At 72.9% G+C, this 24,645-nt stretch carries 23 protein-coding genes; 5 read left to right on the top strand and 18 right to left on the bottom strand.

Annotated elements, in window-relative coordinates; all coding sequences use genetic code 11:
• Positions 1 to 56 precede the first annotated feature (56 nt).
• Together phbB and GXW74_RS21100 are read right to left on the bottom strand one after the other, a co-directional pair.
• Positions 57 to 779, bottom strand: coding sequence for an acetoacetyl-CoA reductase (gene phbB / locus GXW74_RS21105; protein WP_211848538.1), 723 nt, complete (start codon positions 777 to 779; stop codon positions 57 to 59).
• Positions 780 to 974: 195 nt separating this feature from the next.
• On the bottom strand, positions 975 to 1,934 hold the full coding sequence (locus GXW74_RS21100) for a tripartite tricarboxylate transporter substrate-binding protein (RefSeq protein ID WP_211848537.1): 960 nt from the start codon (positions 1,932 to 1,934) through the stop codon (positions 975 to 977).
• A gap of 238 nt (positions 1,935 to 2,172) precedes the next feature.
• Here GXW74_RS21100 and GXW74_RS21095 point away from each other — a divergent pair, with 238 nt between their 5' ends.
• A complete protein-coding gene (locus GXW74_RS21095) occupies positions 2,173 to 2,442 on the top strand; it encodes a hypothetical protein (protein ID WP_211848536.1) in 270 nt (89 codons plus the stop codon).
• Positions 2,443 to 2,571: 129 nt separating this feature from the next.
• Positions 2,572 to 3,228 carry a DUF4893 domain-containing protein gene (locus GXW74_RS21090; protein ID WP_211848535.1) on the top strand — a complete coding sequence of 219 codons (657 nt, stop codon included), beginning with the start codon at positions 2,572 to 2,574 and terminating at the stop codon, positions 3,226 to 3,228.
• 27 nt (positions 3,229 to 3,255) lie between these two features.
• On the opposite strand, the gene GXW74_RS21085 is transcribed toward GXW74_RS21090, so the two are convergent.
• The 10 genes from GXW74_RS21085 to GXW74_RS21040 all read right to left on the bottom strand — a co-directional run bounded on the left by GXW74_RS21085 (position 3,256) and on the right by GXW74_RS21040 (position 14,830).
• Positions 3,256 to 4,821 (bottom strand): hypothetical protein, encoded by a 1,566-nt coding sequence (locus tag GXW74_RS21085; protein WP_211848534.1) that lies wholly within the window; start codon positions 4,819 to 4,821, stop codon positions 3,256 to 3,258.
• A gap of 81 nt (positions 4,822 to 4,902) precedes the next feature.
• Positions 4,903 to 5,706 (bottom strand): undecaprenyl-diphosphate phosphatase, encoded by an 804-nt coding sequence (locus GXW74_RS21080; RefSeq protein ID WP_211848533.1) that lies wholly within the window; start codon positions 5,704 to 5,706, stop codon positions 4,903 to 4,905.
• A 27-nt stretch (positions 5,707 to 5,733) separates the two neighbouring features.
• Positions 5,734 to 7,281 carry a glycosyltransferase family 39 protein gene (locus GXW74_RS21075; protein WP_211848532.1) on the bottom strand — a complete coding sequence of 516 codons (1,548 nt, stop codon included), beginning with the start codon at positions 7,279 to 7,281 and terminating at the stop codon, positions 5,734 to 5,736.
• A gap of 44 nt (positions 7,282 to 7,325) precedes the next feature.
• Entirely contained in the window at positions 7,326 to 8,429 is a 1,104-nt protein-coding gene (locus GXW74_RS21070) for a TRAP transporter substrate-binding protein (RefSeq protein WP_211848531.1), read from the bottom strand.
• A gap of 68 nt (positions 8,430 to 8,497) precedes the next feature.
• The gene (locus GXW74_RS21065; RefSeq protein ID WP_211848530.1) at positions 8,498 to 9,715 is read right to left on the bottom strand and encodes an MFS transporter; all 1,218 of its coding nucleotides are present in this window, start codon (positions 9,713 to 9,715) and stop codon (positions 8,498 to 8,500) included.
• A gap of 268 nt (positions 9,716 to 9,983) precedes the next feature.
• The gene (locus tag GXW74_RS21060) at positions 9,984 to 10,532 is read right to left on the bottom strand and encodes a carboxymuconolactone decarboxylase family protein (protein ID WP_211848529.1); all 549 of its coding nucleotides are present in this window, start codon (positions 10,530 to 10,532) and stop codon (positions 9,984 to 9,986) included.
• A gap of 332 nt (positions 10,533 to 10,864) precedes the next feature.
• The gene (locus GXW74_RS21055) at positions 10,865 to 11,569 is read right to left on the bottom strand and encodes a Crp/Fnr family transcriptional regulator (protein WP_211848528.1); all 705 of its coding nucleotides are present in this window, start codon (positions 11,567 to 11,569) and stop codon (positions 10,865 to 10,867) included.
• Between the two features lie 281 nt (positions 11,570 to 11,850).
• Positions 11,851 to 12,066 (bottom strand): cation transporter, encoded by a 216-nt coding sequence (locus GXW74_RS21050; protein ID WP_211848527.1) that lies wholly within the window; start codon positions 12,064 to 12,066, stop codon positions 11,851 to 11,853.
• A 5-nt stretch (positions 12,067 to 12,071) separates the two neighbouring features.
• Positions 12,072 to 12,461, bottom strand: a complete 390-nt coding sequence (gene cueR, locus GXW74_RS21045) for a Cu(I)-responsive transcriptional regulator (RefSeq protein ID WP_211848526.1) — start codon at positions 12,459 to 12,461, stop codon at positions 12,072 to 12,074.
• Positions 12,458 to 14,830, bottom strand: coding sequence for a heavy metal translocating P-type ATPase (locus GXW74_RS21040; RefSeq protein ID WP_211848525.1), 2,373 nt, complete (start codon positions 14,828 to 14,830; stop codon positions 12,458 to 12,460). Before GXW74_RS21040 ends, cueR begins: the two co-directional genes overlap by 4 nt.
• Before the next feature lie 97 nt (positions 14,831 to 14,927).
• Between GXW74_RS21040 and GXW74_RS21035 the strand changes: the two genes are divergently transcribed.
• The gene (locus tag GXW74_RS21035; RefSeq protein ID WP_211848524.1) at positions 14,928 to 15,317 is read left to right on the top strand and encodes a hypothetical protein; all 390 of its coding nucleotides are present in this window, start codon (positions 14,928 to 14,930) and stop codon (positions 15,315 to 15,317) included.
• 507 nt (positions 15,318 to 15,824) lie between these two features.
• The gene (locus GXW74_RS21030) at positions 15,825 to 16,883 is read left to right on the top strand and encodes a S1C family serine protease (RefSeq protein WP_246523795.1); all 1,059 of its coding nucleotides are present in this window, start codon (positions 15,825 to 15,827) and stop codon (positions 16,881 to 16,883) included.
• Between the two features lie 242 nt (positions 16,884 to 17,125).
• Here the strand turns inward: GXW74_RS21030 and GXW74_RS21025 are convergent, their stop codons facing one another.
• From GXW74_RS21025 to rph, 6 genes are all read right to left on the bottom strand, one after another.
• On the bottom strand, positions 17,126 to 17,932 hold the full coding sequence (locus GXW74_RS21025) for a 3'-5' exonuclease (protein ID WP_211848522.1): 807 nt from the start codon (positions 17,930 to 17,932) through the stop codon (positions 17,126 to 17,128).
• Between the two features lie 19 nt (positions 17,933 to 17,951).
• On the bottom strand, positions 17,952 to 19,097 hold the full coding sequence (locus GXW74_RS21020; RefSeq protein ID WP_211848521.1) for an MFS transporter: 1,146 nt from the start codon (positions 19,095 to 19,097) through the stop codon (positions 17,952 to 17,954).
• A 270-nt stretch (positions 19,098 to 19,367) separates the two neighbouring features.
• On the bottom strand, positions 19,368 to 21,026 hold the full coding sequence (locus GXW74_RS21015; RefSeq protein ID WP_211848520.1) for a heparinase II/III family protein: 1,659 nt from the start codon (positions 21,024 to 21,026) through the stop codon (positions 19,368 to 19,370).
• A complete protein-coding gene (gene rpe, locus GXW74_RS21010; protein WP_338148299.1) occupies positions 21,023 to 21,682 on the bottom strand; it encodes a ribulose-phosphate 3-epimerase in 660 nt (219 codons plus the stop codon). The genes GXW74_RS21015 and rpe overlap by 4 nt, the downstream gene beginning before the upstream one ends.
• Before the next feature lie 277 nt (positions 21,683 to 21,959).
• On the bottom strand, positions 21,960 to 22,574 hold the full coding sequence (gene rdgB / locus GXW74_RS21005; protein WP_211848519.1) for an RdgB/HAM1 family non-canonical purine NTP pyrophosphatase: 615 nt from the start codon (positions 22,572 to 22,574) through the stop codon (positions 21,960 to 21,962).
• Between the two features lie 136 nt (positions 22,575 to 22,710).
• A complete protein-coding gene (gene rph / locus GXW74_RS21000; RefSeq protein ID WP_211848518.1) occupies positions 22,711 to 23,427 on the bottom strand; it encodes a ribonuclease PH in 717 nt (238 codons plus the stop codon).
• A 126-nt stretch (positions 23,428 to 23,553) separates the two neighbouring features.
• On the opposite strand from rph, the gene hrcA reads away from it, so the two are divergent.
• Positions 23,554 to 24,627: a heat-inducible transcriptional repressor HrcA gene (gene hrcA / locus GXW74_RS20995; protein ID WP_211848517.1), complete on the top strand. Its 1,074-nt coding sequence runs from the start codon at positions 23,554 to 23,556 to the stop codon at positions 24,625 to 24,627.
• The last annotated feature ends 18 nt before the right edge of the window (positions 24,628 to 24,645 follow it).

Raw genomic sequence — 24,645 nt, 5'->3', positions numbered from 1 at the left:
CGCGGCGAAGGGGGGAGGTCGAGGGGCAGCGCCACCGGCGATCCCCCCTCCAGGACTCAGTACATGTGCTGCCCGCCGTTGATGGACAGCGTGGAACCGGTGATGAAATCCGCATCGTCGGCGGTCAGGAACACCACGCCGCGCGCGATGTCATAGGCGCGGCCGAGCCGGCCCATCGGGATGCGCGCGACGATCTTCTCGAGCACGTCGGGCGGCACCGCGCGCACCATCTCGGTGTCCACATAGCCCGGCGCGATGGCGTTCACCGTGATCTGCGTCCGCGCGCCTTCCTGCGCGAGCGCCTTGGTGAAGCCATGGATTCCGGACTTGGCGGCGGCGTAGTTCACCTGGCCGTACTGCCCGGCCTGGCCGTTGATCGAGCCGATGTTGACGATGCGGCCGAACTTGCGGGCCGTCATGCCGTCCCACACCAGCTTGCACATGTTGTAGCAGGAGCCGAGGTTCGTATCGATCACCGCGTCCCACATCTCGCGGCTCATGCGCTTCATGGTGCCGTCGCGGGTGATGCCCGCATTGTTCACCAGCACCTCGACCGAGCCGACCTCGGCCTCGATCTGCTTCATCGCATTGGCGCAGGCATCATAGTCCGCCACGTCGAACTTGTAGCAGGGGATGCCGGTGCGCTTGGTGAACGCCTCCGCCGCGGCGTCGTTTCCTGCGTAGGAGGCGACGACCTTGCGGCCGGCGGCCTGCAGCGCCTCGCTGATTGCGGCGCCGATGCCGCGTTGGCCTCCGGTGACGAGTGCGACACGTGGCATGGCTGGTCTCCTCCCTGTAGCGAGCCGCGGGGTCCCCGCCGTGATGCGTGACGTCCGCCGCGCGGTCGTTGATGCCGATCAAAACCCGATGCGCCGTCCTGCGCCAGCGCGAAATTGTCCCCCCGCCGAGAGACCGTTTGGAAAGTCCGGCACCGGTCCGCAAACGCGCCGCAAGGCGCGTCTCCGGCCGGGCTCTCAGCCCGGCGTCGCGCCCGAGGCGCGAACCACCGGCGCCCAGGCGGCGATCTCCGCGCGCACGAAGGCCTGCGCGTCATCGAGGAAGAGCGTGCCGGGCAGCGTCGCCGTCTCGGCGTAGCGGCGCGCCACCTGCGGCGCCGCCATCGCTTCGCGTATCGCGGTTGCGAGACGCTCCTGCAGCGCGCGCGGCGTGCCCGCCGGTGCCGCGATTCCGGCCCAGCCATCGGCGACGATGCCGGGGAAGCCGCTTTCGACCAGCGTCGGGATGTCGGGGAAGTCGGCGATCCTTTCCCGCGTGGTGAACGCGAGCGGCCGCAGGCTGCCAGCGCGGATATAGGCCGAGGCCGCCGTCAGGCTGTCCATCACCGAGGGCACCACGCCGGCGATCGCGTCGGTGGCCGCCTGCGACCCGCCGCGATAGGGGATGTGCTGCAGCTCGAACCCCGCTGCCTGCGCCATGCGCAGCCCGACGAGATGCGGCACCGAGCCGATGCCGCTGGTGGCGAAGGCGAGGCCGGAGGGCTGCTTCGCCGCGGCCACGAAATCCGCCACGCTGCGCATCGAGGTCCGCGGGTTGACCAGCAGCAGGTACGGCGTGCCGAGGATGATCGCGATATGCGCGAAATCCCGGTCGGCGTCCCATTGGATGCGGTCGCGGTAGAGCGTGTTGCCCACGGCCATGCCGGAGATGGTGGAGATCAGCAGCGTCGTCCCGTCCGGCGCGGCGCGCGCGACCAGCCCGGTGCCGAGCGTCGCGCCGGCGCCCGGGCGGTTGTCCACGATGACGGTGGTGCCGAGGCGGCGACCCATCTCCTCGGCGATCAGCCGGGCGATGATGTCGGTGGTGCCGCCGGTGGCGAAGGGCACGACCAGCCGCACCGGGCCGGGATAGGACTGCGCCAGCGCCGGCGCGGCGAGCAGCGCGGGTGCGGCGAGGAGCAGGTTGCGGCGCAGCATGCGAAGGCCTCCGGCGGCGGCGGTGTCCGCGCAAGGCTAGCGCAGGATCCGCGCGGCCGGAACGTCGCAGCTTGGCGCCGCCGCGGCCATGCTGTTATGGTGCCGCCATGGCAGCGCATCGGCGCATCGCAGGGCGAATTACCGGCACGGCCGACTGAGGCTGCGCCCCGGGGTGGGCGCGCCTTGCGGCCGCACCGTCCGATCCGCCCCTCCTGCCCTGCCTGGAACTCCTGCCGCCATGTCCGATCCCGAACGTCCTGTGCCCGCGCGCTTCTCGGTCCTCGCCGAGGCCTCGCCGGGCCTGCTCTCCCGCCTGCTGCAGCCGCTCGCGAAGCGCGACCTCATCCCCGACCTCGTCCTCGCGCGGCGAGAGGGCGAGGCGATGCGCGTCGAGATCGCGCTCGAGGCCATGCCCGCCGGGATGGTCCGTCTGGTGTTCGGCAATCTCGGCCAGGTGGTGGGCGTGATGGAAGTGCGCGGCGGGGCGGAGACCAGGCGCGCGGCGTGACGCGCCGCACTGCGGCGCCCGGCCGAAGCGGTTCCATTCCCGGTGGACGGCGCGCCCTGAGCCCGCGCGCCGCTTGCGCGCATGGCTGCCCGAGGCCGGGCCTGGTGCGCCAGGATCGGGAGGGGGTCGATGCGCGCCTGGATCGCCGGGGGGCTGACGATGATGACGCTGGCGTCGCCGGACTCCATGGCGCAAGGCCGGCGGCTCGGGCCGGGGCAGGAGCCGGCCGCGGTCGTCGCCGTGGTTCCCGGCGCGGATTGGCGCAGCCAGGCAGAGGCGCGCGACCGCCGCCGCATGGCCGGCCTCGACCGTGCCTGGGCCGCCGCGCTCGAAAGCGCACGCCGCGGCGGCCATCAGGCGGAGATCGCGGCCGAGGGCATGCTTCTGGACCCCCTGGCGGCGCTGGACGGCGCCCATCCGTCCGGCGGCGTCTACCGCTGCCGGTCGCTGCATGTCGGTGCTGCGGATGGCCCGGCGCCCGCCTTTGTCGCGCAGGGGGCTTTCCGCTGCCGGGTCTGGGCGAGTTTCGGCGTCACCTACTTCGAGAAGATCGACGGACCCCGGCGCATGGCGGGCGTCATCTTCCACGATGGACCGGTGCGCTCGGTGCTGGTGGGCACCGAGGCGCTGGGGCCGGAGACCGGCTTTCCGACCTACGGCTGGGACGGCGAGCGCGACCGCGTCGCCGCGGTCGAACGCATCGGGCCCGACCGCTGGCGGGCCGTCTTTCCGCAGCCGTCGAACGGCGCGATCCTCGAGGTGATGGAACTGGTCGGGCCGCGGTGAGTCTGGCGGCAGCGCCGGCGCCGTGGATCAGCGCGGCACCACCCTGTAGAGCCGCGCGAAGCCCTCATCGGCAAGCAATTCGAGCCCGGCCGGCGGCGGCGCCACATCCGCACCCGCTGCGTCGAGAACGAGCAGGTAGCCGAAATTCTCCCGCCAGTCCCGCGGCGGACCATTGCCCGTCGCCCCGGCCTGCGTCGAGTCGAGGTCCTGGATGCGCGGCAGGCTGCTGCCCGTCGGCGCCAGATGCCGCCACGCGTCCCGTAGCCGCACCGGCTGCTTTCCGGCGAGCGCGAAGAGGCCAGGTACGGCAGCATCGCGCAGCATGACGGCCAGCAGCCCATAATGCGAGTGGAGCGGCCAGCTTCCCGCCAGCCGCGGGCTCTGCGCCGCGGAACTCCGCGTATCGTCCCCTGCCTCGGCCGGCAGCACCGCGGCGCCGCGCGGCAGGGCGGCAAGCGCGCGTTCCACCGCTGCCACATCGCGGGCGGCCAGGCGCCAATCGTGCAGGACCCATCCGCTCAAGACGAAGGTGATGGCCAGCAGGCCGGCGGTCGCCGACTGCCGGGCCCGGCGAGGCATGGCGCTCCCTGGCCGCAGGGATGCGATCGCGACGAGCACGGCAGCGCAGGAGAGCCGCAGTTCGATCTGCTCGGTGTCGCCGAGGCTGGAAGGCAGCACCAGGCTGCCGAGGAACAGCCCGACCGCCAGCGCGCAGAGTCCGGCGTGGAATCGGATCCAGCCGCGCCGGACGGCGGCATGGGCGAGGAACAGCAGAAGCAGCGCGACCGCCTGCCCGAGGAGCACATGGTAGGTCACGAAAGGCGCGAGGGCCGCACCGGCCTTCATGTCCGGCCGCCAGGTCCAGAACCAGCGCGGCACCGCGCTCTCTCCGGCTTCGCCGGGCAGCGTCGGCGCGAGCAGCAGAAACGTGGCCAGCGCCAGTGCCGGCGGAGCCGCCGCGACGGCGATCCGTCGCACCGCCAGGCTCCGGGCACCGCGCGCCGGAATCGTCTCCCCGATCGCGAGCGCCGCGACGAGCGCGATCAGCAACAGGCCGCCGAAAAGGTGGACGACGATGATGACGAGACCTGCCAGGAACAGGAGGATCGCGCGCAGGACGGGTCGCCCCGGCAGCGCGGCGCTCATGGCCGCTGCCAGCAATGCAAGCCCGACGGAGATCTGGTGATTCAGGAAGCCGGCCGCGAAGGGCAGGTTCCAGGCCAGGGCGGGGGCGAGAAGCATGGCCGCATGCCAGCGCCCGGCGACGGCGCGGCCAAGCGCCAGCGTCCCCAGCACCGGCAGCAGCAGCGCCAGCACGACCCCGAGCCGGCCGACGGTGTCGGCTCCGATGACGCGTCCGAGGCCGAGCGCGAGCAGGTCGATCCCGATATTGGTGACCGCGCGCGACCAGTCGATGACATAGATCGCGTCGAGCGGCGGGCGTTCGGCATGCCCGGCTATCAGCCACAGCCGCGCCAGGTGGTTGGGGTAGTCGACCAGAGGCGGCAGCGGCACCAGGAGCGGCGGTACGAGGAGCACGCAGACGGCGCAGGCGAGCGCGGCCAGGATCGAGCCTTGCCCCTGCCCGGCCATCGCGCCCCCTTCCACCATCGGACGGAGAGTGCCACGCGGCCCCGGGCGACGGAAGCGATCCGCCGCGCCGGGCGGCGGCGCCTATCGCAGGGCGAGCACGGTCAGCATCAGCAGGCCGAGCCCGATCCGGTACCAGCCGAAGGGCGTGAAGCCGATGCGCCCGATCACCGCCAGCACCGCCCGCACGGTGAAGAAGGCGACGACGAAGGCGGTCAGGAAGCCGACGCCGATCTGCCCGAAGGCGGAGAAATCCACCTCCGCCCGCGCCTTCCACAGCGAGTAGACCGTCGCCGCGAGCATGGTCGGGATGGCGAGCACGAAGGAGAATTCCGCCGCCGTCCGGCGTTCCACCCCGATCACCAGCGCGGTGATGATGGTGGCGCCGGACCGCGAGGTGCCAGGGATCATCGCCAGCGCCTGGCCGAAGCCGATCAGCAGCGCCGCCAGCGGACCGATCTCCGGCACCGAGCGGATGGAGGGCTCGGGCCGCGCCCGCTCGATCGCGATGATGGCGATGCCGCCCAGGATCAGCGCCACGCAGACGACCCAGGGATTGAACAGGATCTCGGTGATCGTCTTGTGCAGCGTCGCTCCGATCACTGCCGCCGGCAGGAAGGCGAGCATCAGGTTGATCACGTAGAAGCGTTCCCGCCCCGGCGCCCACATGCCGCGCAGCAGGTCGAGGATCAATTCGCGGTAGATCATCACCACGGCGAGGATGGCGCCGAGCTGGATCGAGATCTCGAAGGTCTTGCCCGGCGGGCCCTGGAAGCCGATCAGCTCCCCGAGCAGGATCAGATGCCCGGTCGAGGAGATCGGCAGGAACTCGGTGAGTCCCTCGACGAGGCCCATGAGCAGGGCGGAGAAGAGCGAGGCGAGGTGCATGGGGCACTCCAGGCTGCGCGGTCGGCCTCAGGCCGGGGCGCGCGGGGCTGCGTTCGGGCAGGAGAGCCCCTGCCATTGGTCGAGGGCGAGCACGCCCCGAATGTACCGTCCCACGCGCCTGGCGCCGGCGGCCTCCAACGAGGCCTCCATCACCGGCATCAGCTGGTCGAGGGCAACGCTGCTGCGCATCGCCACCCAGACCGAGGCCGGGCCGGGCATGCGCGCGCAGATGGCGGCTGCAAGGCCATCCGCCCGTGTCGCCGTGGCATGCTCGACGGACTGCACCACGCGTATCTGCAACGGCATGCCGTTGGTCTGAGGCACGACGATGTCGGGACGATGGCGGCCGCCGTCGGAACGGATCAGCGCCAGGCCCTCGAAGGCACCGGTCGTGACGACCACATCCGGCGGCGTGGCCCGCGACGCCAGAACGGCGGCGAGCGCCCGCCAGTCCTCGCTATAGGGCGCCCCCACGGCGATCGCGAGGGCCGGTCCCTGGATCACCGTGAAGATCGCGAAGGCGAGGGCGCGCAGGCCGCGCGCCGGCACGGTGGCGATCGCGGCCGCCATCAGCCCGATCACCGGGACCGTGGCGAAGGCCACGCTGCGCGGGACGATGATGGGGCTGATCATCTCCGCGCACAGGAAGAGAAGCAGCGCGAAGCCCAGGACGCCGACGAGCGCGGCCGCTTCCCGGCGCAGGCCGCCTGCCCGGATCCCCAGCCACAGCATGACGAAGGCGAAGAAGGACGCAGCGAAGGAGACCACGATCCGCAGCGCATCGTCCGGCATCATGTCGGCGGGATTGACGAACAGCGTCTCGATCAGGCTGCGCGGGACGCGGACACCCTTCGCGGCCCGCAGCCAGGATGCGCTGTTCGACGGATCCGCCGCCAGATGCAGGGCGAGCGCGATGATGGGAGCGGCGAGAACGAGACACAGCATGCCCGACGCGCAGATCCACGCCAGCGCACGCCATGAGACCTGCCGCCGGACCAGCAGCAGGGCGAGAACATAGGCATAGGCCGTGGCCGCCACGAGGATGCCCGTATAGTGCATCGCCGCGGTGGCCGCGCCGGCGACGGCCAGCGCCAGTGCCGGCCAGGCCGGGAAAGCGCCGGGGCGCGCGAGCCTCTCCGCCATCGCGCGCGCCGCCAGCAGGCCGAGCCCGTAGAAGAGGAAGATGAAGGCATAGGGCCGCGCCTCGCGGGATTCGAAGACATGGGCCGCCGAGACGGCCAGCATCAGCGCGGCGAGCAACGCCGCTCGCGCCCCGAAGGCCTGGCGGATCAGCACCCAGGTGGCAGCCACGGAGCCGATGCCGGCCAGGGCCGAGGGCAGGCGCAGCGCGCCGTCGCTGCTCCCTGCCAGGGCCATCCAGGCCTTGACGAAGCCGTAGTACACGGGTGGGTTGGTTTCGATCCGTGCGACCGGCCCGAAGAGCTCGTCCCACGGAAGCGACGCGAAGTATGCCGTCGCGACCTCATCCACCCAGAGTCCCCAGGCCCCGAGGTTGTGCAGCCGCAGCGCCGCCGCAACCACGAGGACCGCGGCAAGCCCCCCATACCGATCCACGAGACCTGCCCGTGGCGCGGTGGAGGAGGGCTTGCGGTGCAGCACTACCGCTGCGCCGCGGCCGCCGGGAAGGCGAAGTTGTCGAAGGAATTCTCCGCCACGCGGAACCACTGGAACAGCTCGTCGCGATACGGCCGGTAGGAATCCCACACCTTCTTGAAGCGCGGGTTGCGGCCGCTGGTCTCGTCGTAGACCTCGTGCGCGGCGCGCCAGGCGGCCTGCATGACGTCGCGCGGCCAGAAGCGAAGCTGCGCGCCGGCGGCGACCAGGCGGCGCAGCGCCTTCGGGTTCAGGTCGTCGTAGCGCGCCAGCATCTCGGAATCCTGCTCGTTGCAGGCGACCTCGATGGCGTGCTTGTAGAGATCCGGCAGCGCGTCATAGGCGCGCTGGTTGGCGATGAAGTGCAGCCGCGCCCCCGGTTCCCAGAAGCCGGGCGCGTAGTAGTAGCGGGCGACGCGCACGAAGCCGAGCTTCTCGTCGTCATGCGGGCCGACGAACTCGACGGCATCGAGCGTGCCGCGTTCGAGCGAGGGGTAGATGTCCGCCGCCGCCACCTGCGTCGGCGCCGCGCCGAGGCGCTGGAACACCTGCCCCGCGAAGCCGGCGATGCGGAACTTCAACCCCTGCAGTGCGGCGAGGTTCGGCACCTCGTTGCGGAACCAGCCGCCCATCTGCGCGCCGGTGTCGCCGGCGGTGAAGGCGACCGCATTGTAGTCGCGGAACAGCTCGGCGCCGAGTTCGCTGCCGCCGCCATGCCGCCACCAGGAGGTGAACTGGCGGCTCTTCATGCCGAAGGGCATGGCGGTGAAGAAGGCGAAGGTCGGATCCTTGCCGACATAGTAGTAGGACGCCGTGTGGGCGCATTCGACCGAACCCGACTGCACCGCGTCGAGCGCGGCGAGCGGCGGGGCGATCTCGCCGCCCGGGAAGACGCTGATGCGGAACTTCCCGTCCGTCAGCTGGCCGACCCGGCGCGCGATGCCTTCCGCCGTGCCGAACAGCACGTCGAGGTTGCGCGGGAAGGAGGAGGTGAGGCGCCAGCGCACCTCGGGCATCTGCGTCTGGGCCAGCGCGGGTGCGGCCAAGGGGACGGCGAGTGCGGCGGGGGCGGCGGCGGCCGCTGCCCCCACCAGGGCGCGACGGTTCATGCGGGGTTTCCTCCCAGGGAACGACGATCGGGCAGGCACATAGGCGAAACCGGCATTGGCGAAAAGGATCAGGCCGCGGCCGGCCTCGGCGGGCCGGTGCGCGGCAGCGCGTAGCCGAGCTGCACCGCCCCCGCCACCATCCCCATCCCGACGCCGAGCTGCCAGGCGAGCACGTAGTCGCCGTTCAGGTCGAACAGCACCCCGCCGCCGAAGGCGCCGAGGAAGGAGCCGAGCTGGTGCGACATGAAGGCGATGCCCTGGATCATCGCCTGGAAGCGCATGCCGAACATCTCGATCACCATGCCCGAGACCAGCGGCGCCACGCCGAGCCAGAGGAAGCCCATGATCGCCGCGAAGACGAGGGTCGAAGCCTCCGACGGCGGCCAGGCGAAATACAGCCCGAGCACCAGGGAGCGTGTCAGGTAGATGCCGCCCAGCAGCGCCCCCTTGCTCCATCGCCCGCCTGCCCAGCCGAAGAACAGGGATCCGAGCACGTTGAACCCGCCGATGGTCCCGAGCGCCTTCGCCGACAGCATCGGATCCTGTCCGCAGATCTCGAGGTAGGAGGGCAGGTGCGTGGTGAGGAAGACAAGCTGCAGCCCGCAGACGAAATAGGCCCCGGCCATGACGAGGAAGGGCGTGTGCGTCATGGCCCGGGACAGGGCGGCGCCCATGCCCGGCGCTTCCCCCGGCGGCAACGGGGGCGGCGGCACGCGATCCACCCGCCCGGCGATCCAGGCCGCCGGCACCATGGCGAGGCCGAGCAGCAGGAATCCCCACACTCCGGCGCGCCAGCCCCAGCCTTCGGCCAGCACCTGGCCGATCGGCGCCGCGATCAGCGCCCCGACGGACCCCGCGGCCGAGACCATGCCGAGCGCGGTCGAGCGCAACGCGGTCGGGACGGGGCGGGAGGCGACCGCCAGCGCCATACCGCTCGCGGTGCAGGCGAGCGCGACGCCGACGAGCACGCCGGCACCGAGCATCAGCGCGAAGGCGCCCTGAGCCAGCGCCATCGCCGCGAGTCCGAGGAGATAGGCGACAACGCCCGCCACCAGCACCGGCCGGAACCCCCAGCGTGCGGCCGCCGCGCCGGCGAAGGGCTGCAACAGCCCCCAGATGAGGTTCTGCGCGGCGATGGCGAGGGTGAACTCGGCCACCGCGAGGCCGAGATCGCGCGTCGCCGGCGTCATGAAGAGGCCAAGGCTCTGCCGCACGCCCATGGCGAGGGAGAGCATCACCGCCGTGCCGATCAGGATGGGCAGGCCGGCACGAAGGGCTGGGTTCATTTCGGCATGCTGGCCCGCGCGGGATGCGCGCGTCGAGGGCGGGGTGCATGCGCGGGGCGAGGCCGGGGCATGCGTGGCGGGAAGGTCGGGGGGAAGGGAACTTCCCCCCGAACCCCCCAACCTTCCTTGGCACCTGGGAACTGACAGCCGAAGTCGGTTCCCGGGGGCCAGAGAAAAAGGGGGGGGGGGGCTTGGGGTCCCCGGCGGCGTTGTCCGGCAACGCCGCCGGCGGTGGGCGGTTCGGGGGAGGTTCACCCCCCCGACCTTGTCAGGCCGGCAGCGGAAACCTGTCGAGGTAGGGCTGGTATTCGGGCTCCACCCGGATATCGAGCGACGCCAGCACGCGCACCACCCCGCAGTAGAACGCGATGACCAGCACCAGGTCGACCAGCCTCTCATTGTCGAGATGCGCGCGCAGCTTCCCGAAGGTGGCTTCGGAAATGCCGGGCCCCGCATAGGCTTCCCGCGCGGCTTGCAGCACGAGCTTCGCCAGCGGATCGAGCGCGCTGCCGCGCCCGTCGCTCTCGGCGATCAGCGCGCGGATGTCGTCCCCGGTCACGCCGAAGTCGAAGCCGATCTTCACATGGTGCGACCATTCGTAGGCCGAGCGCGCGAGCCAGCCGACCTGCAGGATCGCCAACTCCCGCAGCCGCGCATCGAGCACCGAACCGTAGCGGATGAACTGCCCGAGGCCCGAGAAGGCGCGCGCTCCGTTCGGGCTGTTGGCCAGCGCGCGATGCAGCGCGATATTGCGCTTGAGCAGGTCGCGGTCGGCTTCCCTCAGGTCGCTGACGGTCATGTCGGGCACGCGGGCCATGCTGTTTCCCCCTGGCGGTCGGGGCGCATGGCACCACGCGCGGTGCACGGTGCGAAGCCCTCATGCCGCTGATGCGTGCGGCAGGAGTTCTTGACCCGTGCCGAGGCCGCGAACGCGGACCGCCGGTGGTCCGGCGAAGCCAAGCAGACCGGAGGTTTGCGCCCGGCGCCTGAGGGCATGAAACGGCCGATACCAGCGGTCGCGAATGGCGGCCGCTGGTAAAAGCCCTGCCGATGCCCTCATCGGCCAGGCTCGGTGATATGGCGCGCGGGGGCGGTGGGGCGGCCGCGGGCGAAACTCCGATAGCGCATCAGCCGAAAGGCCGGCCGGCATCAGGCCGGGCGAGGACGGGCCTCGGTCCGCGGCAGGGCCACGCGCAGCAGCGCGGCGCGATCCGGCACGTCCACCCGGCGGCCATGCAGGCGCAGCAGCCCCGCCGCTTCCAGCCCGTGCAGGGCGCGCGACAGGCTCTCCGGCGTCATGCCGAGCCTGGCCGCGATCGCCGCACGCGGTTCCGGCAGTTCCACCGCGCCGCGCGGGCTGACCAGCCGGCGCGCCAGGAAATGCGCGGCGCGCTGCGTCGCATCCCGTGTCTTGAGATCCACCACCTGGTCGAGCATCAGCCGCCACTGCCGCGCCATCTGCTCCATCGCCGCATGCATCAGGCCGGGATCGGCGGCGGCGGCCTCGCGCACCTCCTGCGCCGGCAGGGCGATGAGGCGTGAGGGAGCAAGAGTGACCGCGGTCACCGGGTTCGGCAGTCGCAGCATCACCGCGGGAATGGAGAAGGCCTCGCCGGGGACGAGGATCTCCACCATCGTCGGCACGCCGCCATCCTCCACCGTGCTGAGCCCGACCGAGCCGTGCAGCAGCACGTGCAGAGCATCCGCCGGCGAATCCTGGATGAAGATCGTCGCGCCGCGCGGCAGCGCGATCGGCGCCGCGCCGTCGAGGAGCCGCTCGCGCGTCTCGGCCGATGCCGCGCCGAGCAGGGCGCCGACCTCCCTCACCCCGTTGGCTGCGCGCATCGCCGGCATGGGCCTGTCTTCCGCATGCGGAAAGCATTGCAGCGCCGGAGCAAGGGGGGGTTGATTCAGATCAACGGGGTTCTTGTGGGCGCTCCCGCGCGCGGCGGCGCATCTCCGTGCGCCTTGGCTGCGCGAAACCGGCGCGCCGGAGGCGTGGGGTGATCGTGCCTCGCGCGTTCGCCCCGGGGCCGCTGCCCCGGAGCCGCCGCCCCACCGAGAGACCGTTCGTGGATGCGCAGGATGGCGCATCCTCGCGTTCGGCAGCGGCCTGCCCGAACGGACGCCGAGGGCTACGCCTTGACGGCGTAGCCTTCCTCCTCGACGGCGACGGTCACGGTGTGGCGCGGCAGGACGGTCTCCGCCTTCACGGTGCCGCCCTCGAGGTCCACCACCACCTTCGCGTCCGGGTCCTTGGCCTGGATCGCGGCGGTGACGGCCTTGACGCAGTGGCCGCACGACATGCCTTCCACCTTCAGCGTGATGGTCGGCGGGCTGGTCTTTTCCATCTCTCTCACTCCTTGCGCGCGAGGTCATCCAGGATCGGGCAGTCGGGCCGCGCGTCGCCGTGGCAATGCGCGGCCAGGTGGCGCAGGCTCGCAGCCATGGTGCGCAGTGACTCTGCCTTGGTCTCGAGCGCTTCGACATGCGCCAGCGCAAGGCGCTTCACCTCGGCGCTGGCGCGGCCGCGGTCCTGCCACAGCGCGAGCAGCCTGCGCACATCCTCGAGCGGGAAGCCGAGGTCGCGCGCATGGCGGATGAAGCGCAGCACCGCGACCTCGCGATCATTGTAGACGCGGTAGCCGTTGGCGCTGCGCGCCGCCGTCAGCAGCCCGATCGCTTCGTAATGCCGGATCATCTTGGCCGAGACGCCGGAGGCGCCGGCCGCCTCGCCGATGTTCATCGCGCCGCCCCCCGCGGCCGCCAGCGCGCCAGCAGCAGCGCGCTGGTCAGCACGCTGACCGAGGACATCGCCATCGCCGCCCCTGCCACGACAGGCGAGAGCATGCCGGCCGCCGCCAGCGGCAGGCCGATCACGTTGTAGCCGAAGGCCCAGACCAGGTTGTGCCGGATCTTCGCATGCGTCCGCCGCGCCACCTCGATCGCCGCCGGCACCAGCGCCGGATCGCCGCGCAGCAGGGTGATGCCGGCGGCCTCGATGGCGACGTCGGTGCCGGTGCCCATGGCGATGCCGAGCTCCGCCCTGGCCAGTGCGGGCGCGTCGTTGACGCCGTCGCCGACCATGGCGACGCGGTGTCCTTCCGCCTGCCAGGCGGCGATGGAAGCGGCCTTTCCGTCCGGCAGCACCTCGGCGGCGACGGTGTCGATGCCGAGCCGCGCCGCCACGCCTTCCGCCGCGGCGCGGATGTCGCCGCTCAGCATCGCCGTGCGCACGCCCATGGCGCGCAGCCCGGCGATGGCCGCGGCGGCGCCGGGCTTCTGCGCGTCCTCGAAGGCGAGCAGTGTGAGCGCGCGCCCACCCTCGATCAGCCAGGCGAGGCTGCGGCCCTGCGCTGCCTCGGCCTCCGCGACCGGTGCGAGCGCACCGGGATCGGCGCCGATCTCGGCCAGCAGCCGCGGGCTGCCGAGGGTGATCTGCCGCCCTTCCACCTCGCCTTCCACCCCGCGTCCCGGCAGGGCGCGGAAGGCCGCCGCCGGCGGCAGCGGGCCACTGACGGCGACCACGGCGCGCGCCAGCGGATGCTCGCTGCCCGCCTGCAACGCGCCGGCGAGGCGCAGCGCCTCCTGCTCCGTCACGCCGGCCGCCGGATGCAGCGCGGCGAGCCGCGGCTTGCCCTCGGTCAGCGTGCCGGTCTTGTCGAAGGCGACCAGCGTGACGCCCTGCGCGCGCTCGATGGCATCGACGTCGCGCACCAGGATGCCGGCGCGCGCCGCGGCCCCCGTGCCGGCCATGATCGCCGCCGGCGTCGCGAGACCCAGCGCGCAGGGGCAGGCGATGACCAGCACCGAGACCGCGGTGATCACCGCCGCTTCCAGCCCCGCGCCGGCCAGCAGCCAGAAGGCGAGCGTCGCCGCCGCGATGACCAGCACGACCGGCACGAACACCGCGCTGACGCGGTCCACCAGCTTCTGCACCGGCGCGCGGGAGGCCTGGGCGGCGGCGACCAGCGCGGCGACGCGGGCGAGCACCGTCTCGCTGCCCACCGCGCGGACCTCGACCACCAGCCGGCCGTCGAGCGCGATGGTGCCGGTCGCGACCTTGGCGCCGGGCTCCTTCTCCACCGATCGGCTCTCGCCGGTCAGCGCGCTTTCGTCGACACCGGAGCGGCCTTCGCGCACCTGCCCATCGGCCGGGATGCGCTCGCCCGGCCGCACGGCGACGAGGTCGCCCACCGCCAGCGCCGCCACCGGCACCTCGCGCTCCTCGCCGTCCTCGATGCGGCGGGCGGTGCGCGGGGCGAGGCCGAGCAGGGCGCGGATCGCCGCGCCGGTCGCGCGCTTCGCCCGCGCCTCCAGCCATTTGCCCATCAGCACGAAGAACACGACGACGGCCGCTGCCTCGAAGTAGAGCGCGTGCGCGTGCTCCGTCCCGTGGCGCAGCAGCAGCCAGGCGGAAAGCCCCCAGGCCGCGCCGGTGCCGATGGCGACGAGCTGGTCCATGTTGCCGGTGCCGGCGCGCGCCGCGGCCCAGCCTGCCCGCCAGAAGCGCGCGCCGAGCCAGAACACCACCGGCGTCGCCAGCAGGATCTGCCACCAGCCGCCCGGCATCCAGTCCTGCCCGAAGGGAACGCCGATCATGCCGACCAGGAAGGGCGCGGTGAGCAGCGCGGCGAGGATCAGGTCCCGCTTCTCCCGCGCCGCGCCGGGGTCCTCGCCCTGCTGCTCCTCGGCGCCGAGCAGCCGGTAGCCGGCGCGTGCCACTGCCGCGCCGAGCGCCGCTTCCTCGGTGCCGGCGACGGCGCGGACATGGGCGCGCTCGGTCGCCAGGTTCACCTGCGCCTCGAGCACGCCGGGCACGCGGGCCAGGGCGCGCTGCACCCGGCCCTCGCAGGAGGCGCAGGTCATGCCGCCGACCGAGAGGTCGAACACCGTCTCCGGCACCCGGTAGCCGGCGCGCGCCACGGCGGCGGCGAGGTCGGCCACCGGCGCGGTGCCGGTCACCTCGGCCTGGCCGGAGGCGGGGTTGACCTCGGCGCCGGCGACGCCCGGCACGGAGGCCAGCGCACGCCGCACGCGCAGCGCGCAGGCGGCGCAGGTCATGCCCTCGACGGGCAGGGCGATGCGGGGCGTGGCAATGGGGGCTTCGGGCATGATGGTCCTCGTCGCCGCACCATGTGGGGATTCCCATCATGGGAAGGTCAAGGCCGATGATTGACGCCACCGGCCGCGTGGCCGACACCGATGGACCATGACGGCTCCGCATCGCTTTTTCCCGCTCGCGCTGGCGCTGGCCCTCGGGGCGGCACCGGCCCTGGCGCAGAACGAGCCCTTCCGCGTCGTCAACCGCAGCGCCCTGCCCGCCACCGAGCTCTACGCAGTGCCGAGCGGGCGGGAGGCGTGGGGCGCCAACCTGCTGAACCGCGGGCCGCTCGCGCCGGGCGCCTTCTTCTCCCTCCGCCCCGGGGAGCGCGCGGGCTGCCGTTTCGACCTCCGCCTGGTGTTGCAGGATGGGCGGGAGATCACGCGCCGCGGGGCCGACATCTGTGCCGAGCGGGCGGTCGAGATGGCGCTCCCCTCCGCGCCCGACGCGCCGGAGCCGGGCAGGGGCGACCGCGCTCCGGCCGCCGTACCACGCTGAACGGCCGCATGAAGCGGCATCGAGGCCCTCCCTATGGGTGCACAGGGACTGGAGGGGCTCTGCCCCTCCAAGCCACCCCGCCAGGGGCCGGCGGGCCCCTGGACCGCGGGGAATCGGCGCCCGGCACGGCGGTTCGGCCATTGCCGGTCGCCGACCATGGGCCCGGCGCCAGGTAATCGCTTTTTCCAACGGCCGCTATTCGCGACCGTTGGCATGAGGCTTTTCCTGCCCTCAGACGCCGGGCCGCATTCGCGGCCTCGGCACGAGGCAAGAACTCGTGCCGCTGGTATGACAGAAGCCCTGTGGCCTTTGGCGGGGTGGCGCGGAGGGGCAAGGCGCCTTCGCCCTTCCCCCGCGATCGCTCCGTGCCCACGGGCTGCCGCCCCACGCGCAGTACCGTCCCGCGCCAGCCGCGACCGCATGCCGGCCGGTGGGCCGGGCGGGCGCCGCCGGGCATCGCGGCGTCGCGATTGACACCGGTGCGCCGCAGCCGACATGACTCGTCCAATGCCGCGCCGTCTGCTCCTTGCCCTTGTCCTGAGCGGCCTTGCCGCGCCGCCCGCGCTGGCGCAGGGCGAACCCTTCCGCGTCGTCAACCGCACCGCGGCCCCGGCGGTGGCGTTGCATGCCGTGCGCAGCGGCCGTGCCGACTGGGGGGGCAACCTGCTGAACCGCGGGCCGCTTCGGCCCGGCGCCTTCTTCTCCCTGCGCCCGTCCGAGGGCGCGGGCTGCAATTTCGACCTGCGCATGGTGCTGCAGGACGGGCAGGAGGTGGTGCAGCGCAACGCCGACATCTGCGCCAGCCGCACTGTCCTGATGGTTCTGACCCCGGGCGCTGCGGCGCCGGAGGAGGCCAAGCCGGCACCCCTGCCCGCCCCCGCCGCCGCGGCGGCCGCCCCGGTGCCGCCGGGAACGCCCCGTCCGGACCCCCGTGCGCGCGCCAGCACCGGCACCGGCTTCGTGGTCGGGGCCGATCAGGTGCTGACGAACTACCATGTCGTGCAGTCCTGCCGGCGCCTCTTCGTCGCCTCGGCGGAGGGGCGGATCCTGAACGTGCCGGAGGGGCCCGCCATCGACCCGAGGCGCGATCTCGCGTTGCTGCGGGTGCCGGGCAATCCGGGTCCGGCGCTGGCCTTCCGCGCCAATCCGGTGCGGCGCGGGGAAAGCGTGGTGACCTACGGCTTCCCGCTCGCCGGGCTGCTGTCCTCCGGCCCCACCCTGACCACCGGGGAGGTCAGTGCCCTCGCTGGCCTGCGCGACAACCAGACGCAGTTCCAGATCAGCGCGCCGGTGCAGCAGGGCAATTCCGGCGGGCCGCTGCTCGACCGGCAGGGCAATGTGATCGGCGTCATCGTCTCCAAGCTGAACGCCGCGCGCATCGCTCAGAGCACCGGCGACATCCCGCAGAACGTGAATTTCGCCGTGAAGGGCACCGAGGCGATCGACTTCCTGCGCCGCAACGGCGTGACGCCGCTGATGCGGGAAAGTCCCGGCGCGGAACGCCCCGCGGCCGAGGTTGGCGAGCAGGCGCATCCTTCGACGGTGCTTATCCGCTGCGAGCGGTGAGAGACCGTTTGAAGAGTCGGGCACCGGCCCGCACCCCCACCCGGCCACCCAGGTCTCCGCGGGTCCAGGGAACCGTGTTCCCTGGTGGGGGAGCTTGAGGGGGCGACGCCCCCTCAATGCGCGCATTCCGCCGGCACGTCGCCTTCGGCGGCCCTGCGCGCCCCGCCGCATCGATGATGCCGGAAAGCCGCGCGCCACGCGCCCGTCGCCCAAGGCGGGACCCCAGGCAGCCGAAACCCGGGTCAGCTGGCGGCCAGCCGCGCCGCCACCTCCGCATGTTCGGCGAAATCCGGCTCGGCGCGGTGTTCCTCGAGGAACTCGGCGAAGGCCTTGAAGGAACCCCGCGCCGCATCCGCCCCCAGCGCGCCCGTCGCCTGCCAGTAGCGCAGCAGCAGCAGCCAGGTCGCGGCGACATCCGTCTCGCAATAGGTCGCGACCTCGGCGCCGCGCCCCTCGGCCATCGCCGGCTCCACCTCCGAGCCGTGCATGCCCGCCTTGGCGGTCAGGCCGATCAGCGCGCAGGCTTCGGTCAGCGATGGCATCGGCGAGGCGCGGAACCCCGAGAGCCGGTCCGCGAGGTCGATGTGGTCGCGGCCGTAGCGATAGCCGTAATCCCGCCCGTTGCCGCCGTTCAGCGAGGGCATCGCCACCCCGGTCGCGATGGCGCGGTAGCGCAGCACCGGCAGGTCGAAGCCGCCGGTGTTGAAGCCCGCCAGCACCGGCGCCGGGCGCTGCGCCAGGGTGCGCTCGAACAGCGCCAGGATCTCCGCCTCCGGCGTGTCGCCGACATGGCGGGACGCCATGCGCCGCGGCCGCCAGGGTTCATCGCCGCCATCCCGGTCGGCAACCAGCAGGGCGAGGCAGGCCACCGCATGCAGCGGCGGCTTGAGGAAGGCCGTCGCCGGGTCCTGCCCCTCCCGCGCATAGCGCGCGCCGAGCCGCGTCCGCAGCGCGGCATCGTCCAGCCCTTCCGCCGCCTCGCCCAGCAGGGCGCGGCCGGCCGTGAGGTCGGGCACCGTCTCGATGTCGAAGACCACGACGCGTTCCATGCGCGCGATGCTGCCCGTGCTAGCCGCGCCGCCGCAACAGCACGGCCGCGAGCCCCGCGCACAGTGCCGTCAGCCCCGCCCAGAACCCCGCCAGCGCTGCCGCCGCGCCGAAGGCATCGACGGCCAGGCCGGTCAGCAGCGGCGGCACGCAGAACCCGGCATGGGAGACCAGGAACACCCCCGCCGCCGCCCGCGCGCGGTCACCGCCGTCCGCCGCCTCGCTCGCCGCCGCCAGGGCGCCGACGAACAGGAAGCCGTAGGCCGCGCTGCCGACCAGCGCGCCGCCCGCCAGCAGCAGCGGCAGCGACGCTCCCAGCGTGCCGAGGATCACCAGCCCCGCCCCCGCCCCCAGCACCGGCAGGCCCACCAGCGACAGGCGCCGCGCGGGCAGGTGGCCGATCGCCTGCTGTACCGCCGTGCCCACGAGGATCATGAAGCACACCGCCAGCGGTCCCAGCCGCGGATGCCCCGCCGCGGCGAGGGCGCTCGGCACCGAGGTGATCGTCACCCCGGTCACGCCCCAGGCGGCGAACATGCCGAAGGAACTCGCCACCGTGCCGCGCGGGAAGGCCGGCAGGCGCAGCCAGGCGACGCGCGCGACCGGCCGCCGGTCCGGCAGCCGCGCCACCACCGGCACCAGCAGCGCGACCGCGGCGATGTGCAGCCAGAAGGTCACCGGCGGTTCGCCATCCCCCAGCAGCCACAGCGCCGCCAGCGTCGACAGCGCGCCCGCGCCATAGGACCCGGCCGTACCGAAGGCCATGACGCGCGCCGCTCGCCGGGCGGCGTCCGGCCCGGTCGCGAGTTCCGCCGCCCAGGCCGTCGCGCCGCCGGCGACCAGCCCGATCCCCAGCCCCTGGAGCACGCGGGCGACCGCGAGCGCCGCCAGCCCGGGCGCCAGCATGAGCGAGAGCGTGGACAACCCCGCCAGCACCAGGCCGGCCAGAACGCAGGGCTTCCGCCCGATGCGATCGGACAGGCCGCCCAGCAGCGGCGCCGTGACGATCAGCGTCGCGGCATAGGCGACGAAGGCGGCCGACAAGCCGCCCGCGCCGCCGCCATCGCGCGCGGCGTAGGAGGTGAACAGCGGCATGGCGAGAGTGGTGGAGAAACCGATCGCGAAGACGGCGGCGCCGATCCTGGCCACGCTGGTATTGGACGACACGCGATCTTTCCCGTTGCGCGGCGGATGGTCGGGCGGGCGAGGCCGGGCGTCAACGCGGTGCCGGGAGGGCGCTGCCCTCCCGGACCCTCCCGCCAGAGGCCGAAAGGCCTCTGGACACCAGGAGTTTGGGGGGCGGTCGGGGGGAAGGGATGCGCATGCCCGGCATCGGTGGCGCACCTTGCCCGGGCGCCCATGCAAGGGGTCCCAAGGGCCTCGAGCCCTTGGCGGGGAGAGGTTCGGAGAGGGGCGGCGCCCCTCTCCGCCGCAGCTTCATTCCTCTGGCGCTGCCACCCCGGGCGTCGGCATCGACACGCGCGTGATCGCCCACTGCACCGAGGTTTCGCCTTCTTCCGCCACCAGCACCACCTGGTTGGAACGCCGCGGCTCGAGCCCGAGGTACACGCTCTCCTCCAGCGCGACCCGCGCCCCCTTGGCGCGGATCTTCCAGCCGATGCCCGAGGGGAGGCGCAGCAGCGCCGCGCTCTCGTCCTGCAACAGGGAGGCGACGACCCCCGGGTGCAGGTGGAAGCGCAGCAGGAAGGGCGGCAGGGCGGCGTCGCCGGCCACCTCGACCATGTCCTCGCCGCGCAGGTCGTCGCCGGATTCCGCCATGTAGAGCCGGCGCCGATGCACCGCGCCGAAGCTCCGGCGCCAGCCGTCGTGGCTCGCTTCCAGCCATTGCGCGCCGGCGGCCTCGTGGCGGGCGGTCTCGACCTGTCCGGGGCGGCGGCCGAGGCCCTCGGGCCGCAGCTCGCTCGAATTGGTGTCGGACAGCACCAGCGTGGAATGCGCGGCGGTGGAGCGCAGCGCGTCGCGCCAGGAATCCTCGGCGGCCGGTGCGGCGCCGCAGTTCACGATCAGCCGGTCGCGCCCGACCGACATCTCGAAGGCGAGCGTGCCGGCATGGGCGTAGCGGTCGGCACCGGCGGGCAGGCCGCCATCCCCCGCATCGGCACGCCCGGCCGGCGGCGCGCCGGTATCGACGATGACCAGCGTGCGCCCGGCCTGCAGCCGCTGGAAGCCGGTCTCCGGCAGGTCGAGCGGCGCCCGCCCGCGCGCCTGGCCCTGCGTCAGCACCAGGTCGAGCAGCGCCGAGGATTCGTCCCGCGTGCCGTTGAACAGCGCGAGGCCGCCATCCCCGTGCCGGAACAGCCGCAGCGCCGGCGCCGCGCGGTCGAGCGCGGCGGCCAAGTGCGGCGGCGGTTCCATGCCCGCGCCATGGAGCAGGTTGCGGATCTCGATGAGGTCCTGCAGCGCCAGGAGCTGCATCGAGGGCGAGCGTTCCACATGCCCGCCATCGGGGTGGAACTGGCGTTCGATCTCGGCGGGCAGGAAGCGGGCGGCGCGCTGGAGGTAGGCGTCCTCCTCCAGCGCGATCGCCGCCGCCATGGCGCCCTTGAGCGCGGCGAGCGCGCCGCGGTGCTCGGCCTCGGCGGGCAGGGCGGCGGAAAGGTCGCGGGCATCCTGCGCGAGCCGCGTCATCACCGCGCGGCGGAAGGAATCCTCGGCGGTGGCGGCGAAGAAGTCCCAGTGGCCGAGCCAGGCGGACAGGCGGCTGCCCGCGACCTCCGGCGCGTCGGCGACGGATTCCTCGGCGCCGCGCGCGAGCCAGTCGGCGGTCAGCGCGCGGGCATGCAGCCTTGCCGCATCAGTGCCGAGCGCGCGCAGGTCCCGCATCCAGGTGAAGCCATGGGCGGCGGCGCGCCAGGCCGGCGTGCCGGAGGCGGTGTCCCAGCCCTCCGCGCCGTCCATGCCGGGGCGGAGCAGGCGCGCCGTGCCGAGCGTCTCGAATTCGCCGCGCAGCAGGCGGGCGCCGCGGGCGGCATCGCCGGGCCAGAGGTCGCGGAAGGCGCGGGCCGGCGCCTCAGGCACGCGAACCGGGCGCAGCCGCGCCAGCTTCTGCCGGGCGCCGCGCAGGATGCCGATCATGCCGGCGCCCCGCGGATGGCGGCGATGGCCGCGGCGTAGTCCTTCTGGCCGAACACCGCCGTGCCGGCCACCAGCACGTCGGCCCCGGCCGCGATGCAGCGCGGCGCCGTCGCGGCGGTGACGCCGCCATCGACCTGCAGCCGGATGTCGCGGCCGGAAGCATCGATCATCCGGCGCAGCGCGGCGATCTTGGGCAATTGGCTGTCCAGGAAGGACTGCCCGCCGAAACCCGGGTTCACCGACATCACAAGAATGAGATCCGTGAGGTCCAGGACATGCGCGACGCTCTCGACCGGCGTCGCCGGGTTGAGCACCACGCCGGCCTTCTTCCCCAGGGCGCGAATGGTCTGCAGCGAGCGGTGCAGGTGCGGGCCGGCTTCCGGGTGCAGGGAGATCCAGTCCGCCCCGGCCTCGGCGAAGGCCGCCAGGTAGGGGTCGGCGGGGGCGATCATCAGGTGCACGTCGAAGGGAATGGCGGCGCGCTTGCGCAACGCCTTCACCACGACGGGACCGAAGGAGATGTTGGGCACGAAGTGCCCATCCATGATGTCGAGGTGCAGCCAGTCGGCGCCGGCGGCGGCGACGGTCTCCACCTCCTCCCCCAGGCGGGCGAAGTCGGCGGCGAGCAGTGAAGGGGCGATCAGCGGTGGGGCCACGAATCGGTTGTAGCCGCTAGCGTTCGGCAGGGACAACCGGGTGACGCGAGCGGGGAGGGCGCTGCCCTCCCCAGACCCCACCCGCCAGAGGCCGAAAGGCCTCTGGACACCGGGACATGGTCCGGGATGCCGGGGAGGGGCATGGCGCACCTTTGACGCGGGATGCGCCGGTGACGCCCCTCCCCGACATTCCTGGTGAATCTCATGGTTTCCAAAGGCCTTTCGGCCTTTGGTGGGGGGAGGTCCGGAGGGGGGCAAAGCCCCTCTCCGGCGCGCTTCACCTTGGCAGACACGCCGCCGACAGCAGCGCGAAGGCTGCCGCCCGGTGGCTGATGCGGTGCTTCTCCGCCGGATCCATCTCCCCGAAGGTCTCGTCCCGCCCGTTCGGCACGAACATCGGATCGTAGCCGAAGCCGTGCTGTCCGCGCGGCGGCCAGACCCAATGGCCCATGGCGCGCCCTTCGAAGCCTTCGACATGCCCGTCCGGCCAGGCGAGCACCAGCGCGCAGGAGAACCACGCCGTGCGGTCCTCGAATTCCTGCGCGGCTTCCATCACCTTGCGCATGGCGTCGGCGTAGTCGCGCGAGCCGTCCGGCTGCATCGCCCAATCCGCGGTGCGCACGCCCGGCGCGCCGGCCAGCGCGGCGACGGAGAAGCCGGAATCATCCGCCAACGCCGGCAGGCCGGCGGCGCGCGCCGCGGCCATGGCCTTGATGCGGGCATTGCCGAGGAAGCTCTCCTCGGTTTCCTCCGGCTCGGGCAGGTTCAATTCGCCCGCGCTCACCGTCTCGATGCCGTGGGGCGCGAGCAGCGCCGCCACCTCCCGCAGCTTGCCCTTGTTGTGGGTGGCGATGACGATGCGCTCGCCACGCGCGAGGCGACGATGGTTCATGGCGCGAAGGCCGGGGGAGGAGAACCTCCTCCGGACTCCCCAGCCACCTGGCGCTGCCCGCCGCTGTCAGTCCCCAAAAGACGGAAAAAGGAGGGGGGGCGGGGGAGTTCCCTCCCCCGCGCTTCTTCGGCGCGTGTCACAGCCCCACCGCCTCCCGCTGCCTCGCGAACAGCTCGGCCGTGCCGGACCGCGCCAGGCCGAGCAGCGCCAGCAGCTCAGCATCGGTGAAGGGTGCTCCTTCGGCGGTGCCCTGCACCTCCACGATGCCGCCGGCGCCGGTCAGCACGAAATTCGCGTCGGCATCGGCCTTGCTGTCCTCGGCATAATCGAGGTCGAGCACCGGCGTGCCCTGGAACACCCCGCAGGAGACGGCGGCGACCTGGTCGCGCAGCGGGTTGCGGGTGAGGATGTTCATTCGCCGGCAATGCTCGAAGGCGAGGTGCAGGGCCACCCAGGCGCCGGTGATGGAGGCGCAGCGCGTGCCGCCATCGGCGGTCAGCACGTCGCAGTCGATGGTGACGGACATCTCGCCCATCGCCTTCATGTCGGTGACGGCGCGGAGCGAGCGGCCGATCAGGCGCTGGATCTCCTGCGTGCGGCCGGACTGCTTGCCGCGGGCGGCCTCACGGTCGCCGCGGGTGTGGGTGGCGCGCGGCAGCATGCCGTATTCGGCTGTTACCCAGCCTTGCCCCTGGCCGCGCAGGAAGGGCGGCACCTTGCCTTCGACGCTGGCGGTGCAGAGCACCTCGGTCACGCCCATGCGGATGAGGCAGGATCCTTCGGCATGGCGGGCGGCGCCGGGGGTCAGGCTGACGGCGCGCAGCGCGCCGGGTTCGCGGCCGGAAGGGCGCATGGGCAGGGTTCCTCGGGGGTGCAAGCGGCGGAAAATGGCGATCCGGCCGGCTCGCGTCCAGCCCCCGGGCGTTGACCGGCGTGATGCCGCTCCCTACCTTTTGAATTGCCCGAGACAAGCCGAGAGATGGGACCGACACCCAAACTCCCTCCCGGCCCGGCCGGGGCGACCCTGGCGGGCCTCGACAGCCGCAGCGCGCTGATCCTTCGCGAGCTGGTGGAAACCTATGTCCAGACCGGCGAGCCGGTCGGATCGCGCACGCTGTCGCGCCGGCTGCCGCTCGGGCTGTCCCCCGCGACCATCCGCAATGCCATGGCGGACCTTGAGGATGCGGGGCTGCTCTATGCGCCGCACACCTCCGCGGGGCGGCTGCCGACCGAGCGCGGGCTGCGGCTGTTCGTCGACGGCCTGCTGGAATTCGGCGCGCTGGGTGAGGAGGAGCGCGACGCCATCTCCGCGCGCTGCGCCGCCTCCGGCCGGTCGCTGCAGGAAACCCTGGGGGAGGCGGGGCAGATGCTCTCCGGCCTCGCCGGCGCCGCGGGGCTGGTGGTCGCGCCGACCGCGGAGGGTGCGCTGCGGCATATCGAGTTCGTGGCGCTCGGTCCGGGGCGCGCGCTGGTGGTGCTGGTGCACGATGACGGGCAGGTGGAGAACCGCGTCATCGAGGTGCCGGCCGGGCTGCCGCTCTCCGCGCTGCAACAGGCGTCGAACTACCTGAATGCGCGGCTGACCGGCCGCACGCTCGAGGAAGCGCGCGGCGTCATCGCGAGTGAGATCGCCACCAACCGCACTGCGCTGGATGCGCTGACGCAGCAGGTGATCGAGGCGGGCCTCGGCACCTGGACGGGTGGGCAGGGCGGGTCGCTGATCGTGCGCGGCCAGGCGCGGCTGCTGGAGACGATCGACCAGGCGGCGCACGTCATCGAGATCAAGCGCCTGTTCGAGCGGCTGGAGCAGCAGGAGACGATGCTGCGCCTGCTCGACCTCGCGCAGCGCGGGGAGGGCGTGCAGATCTTCATCGGCGCGGAGAGCGGGTTGTTCGACAGCGCCGGCCTGTCGATGGTGGTCGCGCCCTTCCGCAACGGGCAGGAGAAGATCGTCGGTGCCATCGGTGTGATCGGCCCGACCCGGATTAACTATGGACGAGTGATTCCGGTCGTAGACTATACGGCGCGGGTCATCGGGCGCCTGCTGGGCTAGTCGCAAGCGAATCGCGGA

Origin of the sequence: Neoroseomonas eburnea (genome assembly GCF_018129005.1) — a bacterium.
Classification (GTDB): domain Bacteria; phylum Pseudomonadota; class Alphaproteobacteria; order Acetobacterales; family Acetobacteraceae; genus Neoroseomonas; species Neoroseomonas eburnea.
The sequence above is the reverse complement of the archived record's forward strand: the minus strand, read 5'-3'. Positions and strand labels throughout refer to the sequence as shown.

Coding starts and splice junctions, on each gene's coding strand:
- GXW74_RS21030 (WP_246523795.1), top strand. CDS start 15,825: ATGCCGCGCCGTCTGCTCCTTGCCCTTGTCCTGAGCGGCCTTGCCGCG.
- GXW74_RS21065 (WP_211848530.1), bottom strand. CDS start 9,715: ATGAACCCAGCCCTTCGTGCCGGCCTGCCCATCCTGATCGGCACGGCG.
- GXW74_RS21015 (WP_211848520.1), bottom strand. CDS start 21,026: ATGATCGGCATCCTGCGCGGCGCCCGGCAGAAGCTGGCGCGGCTGCGC.
- GXW74_RS21080 (WP_211848533.1), bottom strand. CDS start 5,706: ATGCACCTCGCCTCGCTCTTCTCCGCCCTGCTCATGGGCCTCGTCGAG.
- GXW74_RS21060 (WP_211848529.1), bottom strand. CDS start 10,532: ATGGCCCGCGTGCCCGACATGACCGTCAGCGACCTGAGGGAAGCCGAC.
- phbB (WP_211848538.1), bottom strand. CDS start 779: ATGCCACGTGTCGCACTCGTCACCGGAGGCCAACGCGGCATCGGCGCC.
- GXW74_RS21025 (WP_211848522.1), bottom strand. CDS start 17,932: ATGGAACGCGTCGTGGTCTTCGACATCGAGACGGTGCCCGACCTCACG.
- GXW74_RS21070 (WP_211848531.1), bottom strand. CDS start 8,429: ATGAACCGTCGCGCCCTGGTGGGGGCAGCGGCCGCCGCCGCCCCCGCC.
- rph (WP_211848518.1), bottom strand. CDS start 23,427: ATGCGCCCTTCCGGCCGCGAACCCGGCGCGCTGCGCGCCGTCAGCCTG.
- GXW74_RS21095 (WP_211848536.1), top strand. CDS start 2,173: ATGTCCGATCCCGAACGTCCTGTGCCCGCGCGCTTCTCGGTCCTCGCC.
- GXW74_RS21050 (WP_211848527.1), bottom strand. CDS start 12,066: ATGGAAAAGACCAGCCCGCCGACCATCACGCTGAAGGTGGAAGGCATG.
- GXW74_RS21090 (WP_211848535.1), top strand. CDS start 2,572: ATGCGCGCCTGGATCGCCGGGGGGCTGACGATGATGACGCTGGCGTCG.
- rdgB (WP_211848519.1), bottom strand. CDS start 22,574: ATGAACCATCGTCGCCTCGCGCGTGGCGAGCGCATCGTCATCGCCACC.
- GXW74_RS21035 (WP_211848524.1), top strand. CDS start 14,928: ATGACGGCTCCGCATCGCTTTTTCCCGCTCGCGCTGGCGCTGGCCCTC.
- GXW74_RS21040 (WP_211848525.1), bottom strand. CDS start 14,830: ATGCCCGAAGCCCCCATTGCCACGCCCCGCATCGCCCTGCCCGTCGAG.
- GXW74_RS21100 (WP_211848537.1), bottom strand. CDS start 1,934: ATGCTGCGCCGCAACCTGCTCCTCGCCGCACCCGCGCTGCTCGCCGCG.
- GXW74_RS21055 (WP_211848528.1), bottom strand. CDS start 11,569: ATGCCGGCGATGCGCGCAGCCAACGGGGTGAGGGAGGTCGGCGCCCTG.
- hrcA (WP_211848517.1), top strand. CDS start 23,554: ATGGGACCGACACCCAAACTCCCTCCCGGCCCGGCCGGGGCGACCCTG.
- cueR (WP_211848526.1), bottom strand. CDS start 12,461: ATGAACATCGGCGAGGCGGCCGGCGCCTCCGGCGTCTCGGCCAAGATG.
- GXW74_RS21085 (WP_211848534.1), bottom strand. CDS start 4,821: ATGGCCGGGCAGGGGCAAGGCTCGATCCTGGCCGCGCTCGCCTGCGCC.